This is a genomic window from uncultured Porphyromonas sp. (genome assembly GCF_934359325.1).
Taxonomy (GTDB): Bacteria; Bacteroidota; Bacteroidia; order Bacteroidales; family Porphyromonadaceae; genus Porphyromonas_A.
In genome coordinates, this window is the sequence record NZ_CAKRLH010000023.1 from 1 (window position 1) to 14108 (window position 14108).

Sequence of the window (14108 nt, forward strand, 5' to 3'; positions counted from 1 at the left end):
GAGGAGACTTGCCAAGCTCATCCGCCTTAGTACCGCAGCTGTGGCAGGGGGCGTTGTAGAAAAAGAGGACGAGCGGCTCCCCTCTCAGATCAGACATCCGTGCGGTATCGCCCCGGAGGGTAACGTACTCGAAGTCATTGGCAAGCGTACCGGGTCTATTGAGGCAAATGGAGCGCACCTGCTCCTGCGGTCGGACCTTGTCCCACTCCGACGGGAAGTCTGACGCAACGATCGCCTGCGCAAAGGGCAGATACTCATCGTAGTACTCCCGATCGTACAGCAGCTCCTCCGAGAGATCCATCAGTCGGACGTAGGCCACGGTATCTACCTCGGCGCGAGACATCAGACTCCTGACAGCCTCCGCCCGATGAGCCGAGTCGCCGGCGGAGAGGTAGGGACGGTAGCCGAGGAGCGCCCGAGCGACGAAGTCCTCATCATGAGAGTAAAGGGTGTCCCCGAAGGACATCCCATCCCAGTAGTGGTCGAGGAGGTAGGCTATGGAGTCCTGCTCACCGGCCGGCACAGCGGGAGTAAGGAGTCTCACAACTCCCTCCTCATCTGTATAGGTCTGCGTCCGGGGATCCTCTCGGGTGCAGCCCACCGACACTGCGAGAGCAAGCAGAAGTGGGATCAGTCTCTTGGTCAGCATTGTATCATAGGAATAGTCACGTCACACCGAGTCTGTCTCAGAGCGCTCGCGGCAGGTAGAGCGTCTTAGTCTCGTCGTTGTAGACCGTGGCAATGGGCAGCTCCCTCTGCTTGCCGTCCACGGTGTAGAGGGTCGAGAAGGCGGGGATGACGTAGGTGTGACCGCCCTTCTTCGCCGTCAGCACCATATCCTCGGCGCGGTCGCCCTTGAGGGTCACCTTGCACCCCGCAAAGACCTCCGTATGAGGGGCGAAGTACTTGTCCGACATCTCCTTCATCGTCTGTGGCATCGCTGTCAGCGTGCGGAGGTAGTCGTGAAGCTGAAGGTTGGTATTGAAGCCCACCAGTCTCTTCTCAAAGTCCGGGTGGTAGCAGCCGAGGAACACCTCCTCACCGGTATGCCCGTGGGTGGTGAAGACGATATAGGTCATGTCGGTGTAGGCGCGACAGATATACCCGGCGAGAGAGGAGGCGTACAGCGACTTCAGGTGGTCGATCAAGTCAGCAGAGAGGTAGTCGGAGAGCTGCACCTTCTTCCTCACCTCAGCCGGCTGAGTGGCAGCACTTCGGCTGTCCACCTCGTACCGACGGAGTGCGCGGACGATCGGCAGCTGGTCTGCGGGGAGCTCGCGAGTGGTCACCTCCTCCCAGATCTGCTCGATCTCCTCCTCCGGAGAGGCGATCAGGCACTCGGCCAGTCCCGATGCAGTGAGCTTGATGTCCGTGATGGGACCAAAGAGCTTGGACGCCGACGTCTGAGCATAGGTATGACCGAGGTTGTCGGTCCCGAGGGCGATGCCGCTATTGCCGTGATCGGCCGTCATCAGGACGACGGTATTGCCGTCCTTCTTGGCGAAGTCGATCGCAGCCTTGACTGCGCGATCAAAGCCGAGGAACTCAGTCGCCATGCCGACAGGGTCATTGGCGTGAGCTGCCCAGTCCACCTTGGATCCCTCGATCATCAGGACGAAGCCCTTGTCGTTATTGGTATCCAGCACCCGGAGCGCACTCTTCGTCATCTCCTCGAGCGAGGGCATCACGGTCGTGTCGCGATCGAGGTCAAAGGGCATATCCATCGGAGCGAAGAGACCCCAGACCTTCTCTCCCTGATAGTCAAGCGCCGCCTTCCCCGGCTCGGTGAAGACGCTCCAGCCACGCTCCTCAAGGTACTTGCGGTACTCGGGCTTCATGAGCGAAGCACCGCCGCCGTAGAGGACGTCGATCTGATTGTGGACCATCTGGGGGACGATCCATGAGTACTTCCCTCTATTATAGGATGAGGAGGTGCAGTCGGCGGGAGTGGCGTGGGGAAACTCACAGGTCACCACGATACCTGTCTTGCGTCCCTGCTCCATCCGCAGCGCCTGCCAGAGCGGCACGAGGGGTCGTCTCTGCCAGAGCGAGTCGTAGGGGAGGAGATCCGCCTCACCGTGGAGGACGGGATAGGTGCTCACCTGACCGGCAAGCCCCGGCACCCCATTCATATAGGTACTGGTGGTGGGGGCGGAGTCGCCGATGGGCGAGTCGGAGCAGTAGGTGAGGACGGTCCCGCAGAGATAGGGATCGATGAGGAGGTTTTGCTTCTCCGCATCGGTCAGACGCTGATACCAGCGCGCCAGCGAGAGTGTGGCGAGGGAGGTACCGTCCGAGATGCAGAGGATGACATTCTTGACCGGCTTGGGGGTCTCGTGGACCACTGCCTGACCGGGCAGCGTCACCAGGAGCGTCGCCGTCAGCACGAAGCTGCGCACGACAGAGAGGGTAAATGATCTCATGATAAGCTTTACTGATTTCTGTACCGACACAAATGTACCATTTTAAGGCATAAAAAAAGCTCCCGCCGAAGCGGGAGCGTAGAATCAACTACGGCATATAGCCTTGTTGTGAAAAGATCGTTTAGGGTTGATCTTTATGCTCCAAAGGTACACAATTATCATCTCTCCACCACACTGAAGCGACACTTTTCCGGCCATTTCGCATTTTGATGTGCTGTAGCGGGAGAGGGCGAGGGTGAGACCTATCGCCCCGGGTCGGGGAGATCCATCGAGAGTCCTACGGAGATCTGCGGGGCTACTCGGGGCAGCTCGGCGTGAGGCAGTGCCACCACGGGCGGCACCAGGTCGTAGACCAGTCCCGCTGATGCGTAGGCTCTCAGTCCTCCGCCGACCGAGGCTGAGAGGCGGAGACCCGTCCGGAGGTCGACGATCGCCCGTTTTTCCCTCTCCCCCTCCGTCAGAGGCAGATCGCTCGTAGTCTCACTCCCAAGCGGCAGAGCAAGCCCCACCGCTCCATAGCCCGATACCTCGGTCGGTCCGAGACGGAGCAGTCGGGCGGTGAGTCCGGGGCTGACTCCGATCGACCGCATATCCTGTGTGAAGTAGCCTATCTGCTCCTCTCCATCGGCCAGCCCGACCCGCTGCCAGGAGAAGAAGAATCCCATGTCCGCATAGAGCCTATCGCCCCAGATTGGTTTCATCAGGTGCGCCTCCAGCTCAAGTACCGGGCGACGCGAGAGCAGGATCTTCCTCTCCCGGTGACCGGGCGCAGTGGAGGTAAACATCTCACTATGCCCTCCTCCGCTTACACCCCCTCCCGGGATCAGTGCTGAGGCAAGCAGACGGGAGGATGAGGTGCGGGCAGGTGTCTCCGGGAGGGAGAAGTCGGAGGAGCGAATCACCGACATAGAGGGAGCGTCGTCAGCCTCTCTCAGCGGCACAAAGCGGCTCGGGCGACCAGGCGTGATCCCTCCCTCCATGGCGAGGAGCGCCCCACCCGACCGGATGGGGGCGAGGGGGAGAAGGCTCTTCCGGTTAGAGATCCTGCGAGTGGCCTGCGTCCTATGCGTCACGACCGAAGTCTCCGGGACCGGCTCCACAGTCGGCTGCGGGACTGAGGGAACGGTGGCGACAGGGTCATCTACGGGGAGTGGCACGGGCAGGTCCGACTGCTGCGGGGAGAGCAGGAGGACAAGGAGGATCGCCGCCACGGACGCCGCCACACCGACAACCCATCCGAGACGCCGACGACGTCTCCGGGTCGATAGCGTCCCGGGGATCACCACAGGGGGCGTAGTCTCTCTCGGGAGTTCCACCCCCTCGAGCTTCTCTCTCAGAGCAGCCTCCCATGCGCCGGGAGCGGCGCTCACTCTCTTTCTGTCTCTTGTATCCATAGCTCCAGCTTCTCTTTCAGTCTCTTCTTGGCGCGGCAGTACTGTGATGCGGAGCTGCGCTCCCCTATCCCCAGCATTGCGCCGATCTCCTTGTGCGAGTGTCCCTCTACGGCGTAGAGGCTAAATACCTGTCTGTATCCCTCCGGAAGCTCTCCGATCATCCGCAGGAGCAGCTCCGGACTGATCCGGTCGAGGAGGGACACCTCCTCCACGCTATCCTCCACCTCCTCCGTCGCCACTTCCGTAAGGTCATCCATAGGACACATCCGTGCCTCGTGGAAGCTCTTGAGGGAATTGAGGGCAGTGTGTACCACTATGCGCTTGATCCAGCCATAGAGGGAGCCATCTCCCCGGTAGGAGAAGGAGTCCGCATGACGGCACACCTTGATCATCGCCTCCTGGAGGATGTCCTCAGCCTTGTCGCTGTCACCGGTGTAGCGATAGGCAACCGCCCGCAGCTGTCCGGCATACCGACGGTACAGGAGACGGAATGCCGCCTCCTCATCGGTCCGTAGCAGATCTGCTATCTCTCTGTCGCTCATAGGTCCATGGATCTATATACACCCGGCTGATATCTACATGACGGGACCACTCTCAGGTGCTCTATCCTACTAACAACGCAACTCCCCAAATACTGCATCCGCTACCGACAAGACTATGCATAGAGGAGGGTGCGATCTCTATGAGAGATCTCGCTGAAGTCTATTACCGGGTTTAGTGATCACTAAACCCGGTAATAGTGATGACTAATATCGGTATTAGTGAGCAGCCGTCGCATATCGATGGCGCACTCTCTTAGGACGCGGTCCACTCAGGATAAAAAAAAGATCGGCTCCCGACAGGGGGAAACCCCATCGGGAGCCGATCTTACTTAACTCAGAGTCAGAGGATAACTGTAGGTCAGTCCTCAGGCATGATGTCCTCCAGAGGGGACGGATCGCGCATAGCGGGAGCCTTGGCGGTCTCCAGGAGACGCTTCGCCTCGAGATCTGCCTTATTGGCCACCACGAAGTCCTTGCGCGCTGCCTGTCCGGTACCGGCCGGGATGAGGTGGCCGACGATCACATTCTCCTTAATAGAGTCGAGTGAGTCGATCCGTCCCTCGATGGCAGCGTTATTGAGCACCTTGGGTGTCTCCTGGAAGGAAGCAGCGGACATGAAGCTCTTGGTCTGCAGGGCAGCCTTGGTGATACCCTGGAGCATCTGACTGCTGACCGCCGGCATCGCATCACGCGCCTCGATCGTGCGGAGGTCCTTACGACGGAGCTGGCTATTGGCGTCGCGCAGACGGCGCAGAGTGATGATCTGACCCTCGCTGTACTCCTCAGAGTCGCCCGGATCGGTGATCACCTTCTTGCCCCAGAGAGCATCGTTGGCGTCCTTGATGTCCTGCTTGTCGACGATGTCCTGCTCGAGGAGGTTGGTATCGCCGGCATCCTCGACGAGGACCTTGCGGAGCATCTGACGGACGATGATCTCGAAGTGCTTGTCATTGATCGCCACACCCTGCTTGCGGTAGACGTCCTGGACACCATTGACGATATAATTTTGCACCGCATTGGGTCCGAGGATCGCCAGGATATCCTGCGGGGAGATCTGTCCGTCGGAGATGGGATCACCGGCACGGACGAAGTCATTCTCCTGCACGAGGATCTGCCTGGAGAGCGGTACCATGTACTTGCGCTCCTCTCCGGTCTTGGAGGTGACGATGATCTCACGATTACCTCTACGGATACGTCCGAGGGTCACCTCACCATCGATCTCGGAGACGACAGCAGGATTGGTGGGGTTACGTGCCTCGAAGAGCTCGGTGACGCGGGGGAGACCTCCGGTGATGTCGCCGGTCTTGACGACCACGCGGGGGATCTTGGCAATGATGTCGCCGGCCTTGAGCTTAGCACCATCTCGCTGTGTCAGGAGGGCGCCAGCAGGGAGGTCATAGGAGGAGGCACTATCCTCGCCCTTGCGTACCACGCTGTAGGCGGGGGTGGTGTTCTTGTCCTTACTCTCGATGATGACCCACTCGCTACGACCGGTGGCGACATTGGACTCGCTCTGTACCTCGTAGGTGATGCCCTCCTTGAGTCCCTCGTAGTGGAGCGTACCGTCTGCCTCAGCCACCATAACGGCATTGAAGGGGTCGGACTCGTAGATGGTGTCGTCAGCCTTCACCTCAGTGCCGGGCTCGATGAAGAGGTGAGCACCGTAGGGGATATTATTGCTGATGAGGGACATGTGGGTATTGGGGTCGACGATGCGCATCTCTGCCTGTCGGCCAATGACCACCTTATAGCTCTTGCCGTCCTCGCCGACGGAGTCCACGGTGCGGAGCTCATCGATCTCGAGGATACCGTCGTACTGAGCCTTGATGTAGCGCTCCACCGTATCGGAGGAGGCGACACCACCGGCGTGGAATGTACGGAGAGTCAGCTGTGTACCCGGCTCACCGATCGCCTGTGCCGCTACGACACCGACCACCTCGCCCATCTGGACGGGGCGATTGTGTGCCAGGTCACGACCGTAGCACTTGGCGCAGACACCCTCCTTGCTCTCACAGGTGAGGACGGAGCGGATCTCCACCTCGGTGATAGGCGACTCCTGGATCTTGGTGGCAGCGTCCTCATCGATCTCCTCATTGGCCCGGACGATCAGTTCGCCGGTGATCGGATGGATGATGTCGTGGACGGAGCAGCGACCGAGGATGCGCTCGTAGAGCGATGCGACGACGTTCTTTCCCTCCTTGATCTCACGACGGACGATACCGCGGAGCGTACCGCAGTCCTCCTCGGTGATGATCACATCGGAGGAGACATCGACGAGACGACGGGTCAGGTAACCGGCGTCGGCGGTCTTGAGTGCCGTATCGGAGAGTCCCTTGCGGGCACCGTGGGTGGAGATGAAGTAGTCGAGTACGGAGAGGCCCTCCTTGAAGTTGGTCAGGATCGGATTCTCCATCGTCTGAGCGCCCTCACCACTGCGGACCGGCTTGGCCATCAGACCACGGATACCGGAGAGCTGCTGGATCTGATTGGCAGATCCACGTGCACCGGAGTCCATCATCATGTAGATGGAATTGAAGCCGTCCTCGTCCTCCTTGAGCTGCTGCATGAGCACCTGGGAGATCTTATTATTGACGTTGGTCCAGACGTCGATGATCTGATTGTAACGCTCGTTGTCGGTGATGATACCGAAATTGAAGTTATCCATGATCTCCTCGACCTGGCTGAAGCCATCGGCGATGATCTCCTCCTTCTCCTTAGGTACGATGACGTCGGAGAGGTTGAAGGAGAGGCCTGCCTTGTAGGACATGTAGTAGCCGAGGTTCTTGATCCGGTCGAGGAAGGCGGAGCTCTCTGCGATACCGCAGTACTTGATCACCTCGCCGATGATGATCCGGAGGTTCTTCTTACCCACCACTCCGTTGTAGAATGGGAGCTCGCCCTTGGGCATCATCTGATTGAAGAGCATACGACCATAGGAGGTCTCGATGACGTGGGTGATCGGCTTACGCTGCTCGTCGAGATCCTCTACACGTGCCTTGATAACGGCGTGCATGTCGAGACAGCCCTGATCGTAAGCGACCTGTACCTCCTCGAAGTCACTGAATACCTTGCCCTCGCCCTTGGCTCCGGTGCGGGTCTTGGTGATGTAGTAGAGTCCGAGGACCATGTCCTGAGTGGGCACGGTGATCGGGGCGCCGTTGGCGGGATTGAGGATATTCTGTGAGGCAAACATGAGGAACTGTGCCTCGAGGATCGCCTCATTGGAGAGGGGGAGGTGGACTGCCATCTGGTCTCCGTCGAAGTCCGCATTGAATGGCGTACAGGAGAGCGGATGGAGCTGGATCGCCTTACCCTCGATCAGCTTGGGCTGGTAGGCCTGGATACCGAGTCGGTGGAGAGTCGGGGCACGATTGAGGAGGATGGGGTGACCCTTGATGATATTCTCGAGGATGTCGAAGACAACCGGCTCGCGACGGTCGACGATGCGCTTGGCGCTCTTGACGGTCTTGACGATACCGCGGTCGATGAGGCGACGGATGATGAAGGGCTTGTAGAGCTCGGCAGCCATGTTCTTGGGCAGACCGCACTCGTACATCTTCAGCTCCGGACCGACAACGATAACAGAGCGGGCGGAGTAGTCGACACGCTTACCGAGGAGGTTTTGGCGGAAGCGTCCCTGCTTACCCTTGATGGAGTCGGTAAGGGACTTAAGGGGACGATTGCTGCGGCTCTTGACGGCAGCGGAGCGGCGGCTGTTGTCGAAGAGTGAGTCCACTGACTCCTGGAGCATACGCTCCTCATTGCGGAGGATCACCTCAGGCGCCCTCGTCTCGATGAGTCGGCGGAGGCGGTTGTTGCGGATGATCACCCGGCGGTAGAGCTCATTGAGATCCGAGGTGGCGAAGCGGCCACCGTCGAGCGGCACGAGAGGACGGAGCTCCGGAGGAATCACGGGGATCACCTTCATCACCATCCATTCGGGGCGGGAGTAGCCATTGGAGGCACGGAAGCTCTCGACCACCTGGAGGCGCTTGAGGGACTCCTTCTTGCGCTGCTGGGAGGTCTCCTTGGAGGCGCTGGCACGGAGCTGGTAGGAGAGCTTGTCGAGGTCGACACGCTCAAGGAGCTTCAGGATAGCCTCGCCACCGATACCGGCGATGAACTTATCCGGATCGCTGTCGGGGAGATCCTGATTGCCCTCCGGCAGACGATCGATGATGTCGAGGTACTCCTCCTCAGAGAGGAAGTCGAGATCCTCGACGTCCTCGGCGACTCCCTTATTGATCACCACGTAGGACTCGTAGTAGACGATCTTCTCGAGCTTCTTGGAGGGGATGCCGAGGAGATAGGCGATCTTATTGGGGACAGAGCGGAAGAACCAGACGTGTACGATCGGCACCTCCAGCTTGATGTGTCCCATGCGCTCACGACGCACCTTCTTCTCCGTCACCTCTACCTGGCAGCGGTCGCAGACGACACCGCGGTAGCGGATCCCCTTGTACTTACCACAGTGGCACTCGTAGTCCTTGACCGGACCGAAGATGCGCTCACAGAATAGTCCGTCGCGCTCCGGCTTGTAGGTACGATAGTTGATCGTCTCCGGCTTGGTCACTTCACCGTGCGAATTCTCGAGGATCTCCTCCGGAGAGGCGATCCCGATGCGGATGCGGGAGAAGTTGGGGTTGATCTTATTTGTTATCTTGAAAGCCATAAGCTATGAATCTCTCTACTATATGCGTCTCAAAAAATCACCGGTCGATCACTCGAGATTGAATCCCAGTCCGAGACCGCGAAGCTCATGGACAAGGACATTGAGTGACTCAGGGATACCCGGCTCCGGGAAGGGGGAGCCCTTGACGATCGCCTCGTAGGTCTTCGAGCGGCCTACCACGTCGTCTGACTTGACGGTGAGCATCTCACGCAGTGTGTAGGCAGCACCGTAGGCCTCGAGAGCCCACACCTCCATCTCTCCGAAGCGCTGACCACCAAACTGTGCCTTACCACCGAGTGGCTGCTGAGTGATGAGAGAGTAGGGACCGATGGAGCGGGCGTGCATCTTATCCTCTACCATGTGGTCTAGCTTGAGGAAGTAGGTGACACCGACGGTGGCGGGCTGATCGAAGCGGAGCCCGGTCTCACCATCGTAGAGGTAGGAGACGCCGTAGCGAGGCAGACCGGCCTTGTCGGTCCACTCGTTGAGGTCGTCGAGAGAGGCGCCGTCGAAGACGGGGCTGGAGAACTTCACGCCCAGCTTGTATCCCGCCCATCCGAGGACGGCCTCGAAGATCTGTCCCAGGTTCATACGCGAGGGCACACCCATCGGGTTGAGACAGATGTCCACGGGCGTACCATCCTCGAGGAAGGGCATATCCTCGGTGCGGACGATCTTGGAGACGATACCCTTATTACCGTGGCGTCCGGCCATTTTGTCGCCCACCTGGATCTTACGCTTCTTGGCAATGAGGACCTTGGCGTTTTGGATCACGCCATTGGGGAGCTCGTCACCGATGGTGGCGTCAAATTGCTTGCGGTAGTACTTGCTCTCGATCACCTTGGACTCGTGGAGGTAATTGACGATCAGCTGAGCGATCAGCTTATTATCGTGCTCGTCAGAGGTCCAGTCGTCCGGGACCACCTCCTCGTAGATGATCTGCTTGAGGACCGGTCCGGTGATCTTGACGCCCTTGGCGACGACCGTGGTGCCGACATAGTCCTTGATCCCCTGGCTCACCTTGCGGCTGGTGAGCTTGGAGAGCTTGGAGAGGAAGAGCTTCATGAGCTGATCCTTCTCCTGCTCCTGCTCCTCATCGAGCTGCTGCTTGAGATCTCGGATCGTCTTACGGCTGTTGCCGGTCTTGATTGCTCGAGAGTAGAGGTGGGTGTCGATCACGACGCCGCTGAGAGAGGGATCTGCCTTGAGGGAGGCGTCCTTCACGTCGCCCGCCTTCTCTCCGAAGATGGCGAAGAGGAGCTTCTCCTCCGGTGTGGGATCGCTCTCACCCTTCGGCGTGATCTTACCGATCATGATGTCTCCCGGGTGGACGTGTGCACCGACGCGGATGATACCATTGGCATCCAGCTCGCGGGTGGCGTCCTCGCTGACATTGGGGATATCATTGGTCAGCTCCTCCATACCGCGCTTGGTGTCGCGCACCTCGAGATTGTACTCGTCGACGTGGACGGAGGTGAAGAAGTCCTCACGGACGAGACGCTCGTTGATGACGATCGCATCCTCGTAGTTGTACCCCTTCCACGGCATGTAAGCGGCGAGGATATTACGTCCCAGGGCGAGCTCACCACGCTCTGTGGCGAAGCCCTCCGTAAGGATCTGCCCCGCGGTGACGCGGTCACCCTCCATGACGATCGGGCGCTGGTCGACAGTGGTACTCTGATTGGTACGACGCCACTTGGAGAGATGGTACTCAGTCACCTCGTCGTCGAAGCGGACAAATTGCTCGTCCTCGGTGTAGTCGTAGCGGATGCGGATCTTATTGGCATCGACATACTCGACCACACCATCGCGCTCTGCCATCACCTGTGAGCGGCCATCGCGAACCATCGGTCCCTCGAGACCGGTGCCGACGATAGGTGACTCACCATGGAGAAGCGGTACAGCCTGACGCATCATGTTACTACCCATGAGGGCACGGTGTGCATCATCGTGATCGAGGAAGGGGATGAGCGCTGCAGCGATCGAGCAGATCTGCATCGGCGCCACATCGATCAGGTCGACGTCATCGGCATCCACGACGGGGAAGTCCGATCCATGACGGCTCTTAATCTGACCGTCGAGGAGCGTCCCATCGTCACCGATATTGGGGGTAAACTGCGCCACCGTCATGTCCTCCTCCGCCTCTGCGGTGTAGTACCGGACGCCGGACTCGCTGAAGTCGACCTTACCGCCGTCGACCTTGAAGTACGGCGTGGCTAGGAAGCCCATGTCGCTCACCTTGGAGTAGACACAGAGCGAGGAGATCAGACCGATATTCGGACCCTCAGGGGTCTCGATAGGACAGAGACGACCGTAGTGAGTATAATGGACATCTCGCACCTCAAATCCTGCACGATCACGGCTGATACCGCCGGGACCGAGAGCGGAGAGACGACGCTTATTCGTGATCTCCGCCAGAGGATTGGTCTGGTCCATAAACTGGGACAGCGGGTTGGTCCCAAAGAAGGAATTGACCACGCTGCTGATCGTCTTGGAATTGATCAGATCAACCGGGGTGAAGACCTCATTGTCCCGCACATTCATACGCTCGCGGACCGTACGGGCTATGCGAGCGAGACCGATGCCAAACTGCTGATAGAGCTGCTCGCCGACGGTGCGGACGCGACGGTTGCTCAGGTGGTCGATATCGTCGATATTGGCACGACCGTTCTTCAGCTTCACCAGATAGTCGATGATGGCGACGATATCCTCATTGGTCAGGACCTTCGTCTCCTCAGAGATATCGATATCCAGCTTGTGATTGATACGGTAGCGACCGACATCGCCGAGGTCGTACCGCTTGTCGGAGAAGAAGAGGTTATTGATCACCTCCTGCGCCGACTGCTCGTCCATAGGGTCCTGGCTGCGGAGCTGACGATAGATATGGTAGACCGCCTCCTTCTGAGAGTTGGAGGGGTCCTTCTGCAGCGTATTGGTGATGACACTATAGTCGAGTCCCGAGTCGGACTCTCTCTCGAGGAGCATCGTCTTGGGCGCATTCTTGAGGTCAAGGATCGCCTGGATATTCTCCTCCGTAAGCTCTTCATCTCTATCGACCACTACGTTGTAGCGCTCCATAGAGACTACTTCACCCGTTTCCTCATCCACGAGATCCTCGACCCAAGTGTCCAGGACACGTGCCGCTACCTTACGACCGATGTACTTCTTCAGATTGGTCTTATTCACCTTCACCTCCTCGGCGATGCCGAAGAGACTCAGGATATCCTTATCGGTCTCGTAGCCGATGGCTCTCAGTAGAGTAGTCACGGGCAGCTTCTTCTTGCGATCGATGTAAGCGTACATGACGTTATTGATGTCTGTCGCAAACTCGATCCAAGATCCCTTGAAGGGAATGATACGGGCGTTGAAGAGCTTGGTGCCGTTATTGTGCACACTCACGGAGAAGAATACTCCCGGTGAGCGGTGCATCTGGGACACCACAACTCTCTCAGCGCCATTGATGATAAAGCTACCTGCAGGCGTCATATAGGGGATCTGCCCCAGGTAGACATCCTGAATCGAAGTATCAAAGTCCTCGTGCTCAGGGTCTGTGCTATACAGCTTGAGCTTAGCCTTGAGAGGAACCGTGTAGGACAGCCCTCTACTCAGACACTCCTCAATGGTGTACCTGGGAGGATCCACGAAGTAATCCAAAAACTCGAGGACGAAGTTGTTTCTCGTGTCGGTGATTGGAAAGTTATCCAGGAATGCTTGATACAGTCCCTGGCTCTTCCGCTTTCCGGCAGGGATATCCAGCTGCATGAAGTCCTTGTAAGACTTCAGCTGAATGTCGAGAAAGTCCGGGAAAGGTAATGGATGCTTGGAAGAGGCAAAGGTGACTCTCTCAGGCTTATATTGTGAGGACATAAAATTCTTTAATTCAAGGAGTAGTAAAAGACACGAAAAGGTTAAGAACCTGCCGGTAATGGCCGGTCCTTAACCCTTCACCCGGCTCTACGAGAGAGACAGGGGTAGTAAGTGAGGATTACTGAAGCTCAACAGTAGCTCCGGCCTCCTCAAGAGTCTTCTTCAGAGCCTCAGCGGCAGCCTTATCTACATCCTTCTGGATGACAGAGGGCGCACCGTCTACAAGCTCCTTAGCCTCCTTCAGACCGAGTCCGAGAGCCGTCTTGACAGCCTTGATCACCTGGAGCTTAGATGCACCGGCGTCCTTCAGGTTTACGTCAAAAGAAGACTTCTCAGCAGCTGCATCACCTGCACCGGCAGCAGCGGCAGGACCAGCTACTGCTACAGCGGCAGCAGCGGGCTCGATGCCATACTCATCCTTCAGGATGGTCTTCAGCTCAGTTACCTCCTTGACGGTCAGATTGACCAGCTCCTCAGCGATTGCTTTTACGTCAGCCATATCGTTATTTTATATCTAAAGTTATTGTGTACGTATTACTGTATTGTCTATGTGACCTGCCACTTGATCTATCCTATCGGGGGCACCCCTCTTCTTGGAGAAGGGGGAGGGCAGATCGGCTCCCGACATCGATGATCGGCGGTGAGGATCACGCCGCCATATGGGATGGCGGTCGACCTCGTCGCACATCTCTTACGCCTCTGCTCTCTTCTCGAGCGTCTCCAGGACACCGTGGATGGTGTTGCCTGCAGAGCTGACCTGAGAGATGACGTCCATGATCGGAGACTCGAGCATGGAGATGATATCTCCGAGGAGCTCCTCCTTGCTCTTGAGGGCAGCGAGCGTATCCAGCTCACCGGCACCCAGGTAGAAGGTGTCATAGACGTAGGCAGCCTTCAGGCTCGGCCTCTCGATATCGGCACCGGCACTCTTGAGCTCCTTATGGAAGTCCTTGAGCACACGGGCGGGGGCATTGGCGGTCTCAGAGAGCATCAGTGCGCTGGTGCCCTTGAGATAGGGGTGGAAGGGCTCATACTGCTCTTCGTTGATATCAGCGAAGGCGCGATGTAGGAGCGAATTCTTCACGACCATCATCTTGACACCATGCTGGAAGCACTGGCGACGGAGAGCAGTGGTCTGCTCAGCGTCGAGAGCCATGGCGTCGACCAAATATGCGTGGGGATAAGTCTCGAGGAGCTCCTTGAGCTGCTC

Annotated in this window: 8 protein-coding genes; all 8 read right to left on the reverse strand. The window is 58.3% G+C overall.

What is annotated here, in order from left to right; genetic code table 11:
* Nucleotides 1-649, reverse strand: a 649-nt coding sequence (locus Q0F21_RS01985; RefSeq protein ID WP_297236897.1) for a DUF5106 domain-containing protein, incomplete at its 3' end; no start/stop codon positions are given.
* A 37-nt stretch (nucleotides 650-686) separates the two neighbouring features.
* Nucleotides 687-2423, reverse strand: a complete 1737-nt coding sequence (locus Q0F21_RS01990) for an alkaline phosphatase (protein ID WP_297236899.1) — start codon at nucleotides 2421-2423, stop codon at nucleotides 687-689.
* 242 nt (nucleotides 2424-2665) lie between these two features.
* On the reverse strand, nucleotides 2666-3817 hold the full coding sequence (locus Q0F21_RS01995; RefSeq protein ID WP_297236902.1) for a hypothetical protein: 1152 nt from the start codon (nucleotides 3815-3817) through the stop codon (nucleotides 2666-2668).
* On the reverse strand, nucleotides 3790-4359 hold the full coding sequence (locus Q0F21_RS02000; RefSeq protein WP_297236904.1) for an RNA polymerase sigma factor: 570 nt from the start codon (nucleotides 4357-4359) through the stop codon (nucleotides 3790-3792). Before Q0F21_RS02000 ends, Q0F21_RS01995 begins: the two co-directional genes overlap by 28 nt.
* 358 nt (nucleotides 4360-4717) lie before the next feature.
* The gene (gene rpoC, locus Q0F21_RS02005; RefSeq protein ID WP_297236906.1) at nucleotides 4718-9031 is read right to left on the reverse strand and encodes a DNA-directed RNA polymerase subunit beta'; all 4314 of its coding nucleotides are present in this window, start codon (nucleotides 9029-9031) and stop codon (nucleotides 4718-4720) included.
* Between the two features lie 48 nt (nucleotides 9032-9079).
* Nucleotides 9080-12898 (reverse strand): DNA-directed RNA polymerase subunit beta, encoded by a 3819-nt coding sequence (rpoB, locus tag Q0F21_RS02010; RefSeq protein WP_297236908.1) that lies wholly within the window; start codon nucleotides 12896-12898, stop codon nucleotides 9080-9082.
* Between the two features lie 118 nt (nucleotides 12899-13016).
* A complete protein-coding gene (gene rplL / locus Q0F21_RS02015) occupies nucleotides 13017-13397 on the reverse strand; it encodes a 50S ribosomal protein L7/L12 (protein WP_018106999.1) in 381 nt (126 codons plus the stop codon).
* Between the two features lie 192 nt (nucleotides 13398-13589).
* A partial coding sequence (gene rplJ, locus Q0F21_RS02020; protein WP_297236911.1) for a 50S ribosomal protein L10 occupies nucleotides 13590-14108 on the reverse strand: 519 nt, incomplete at its 5' end.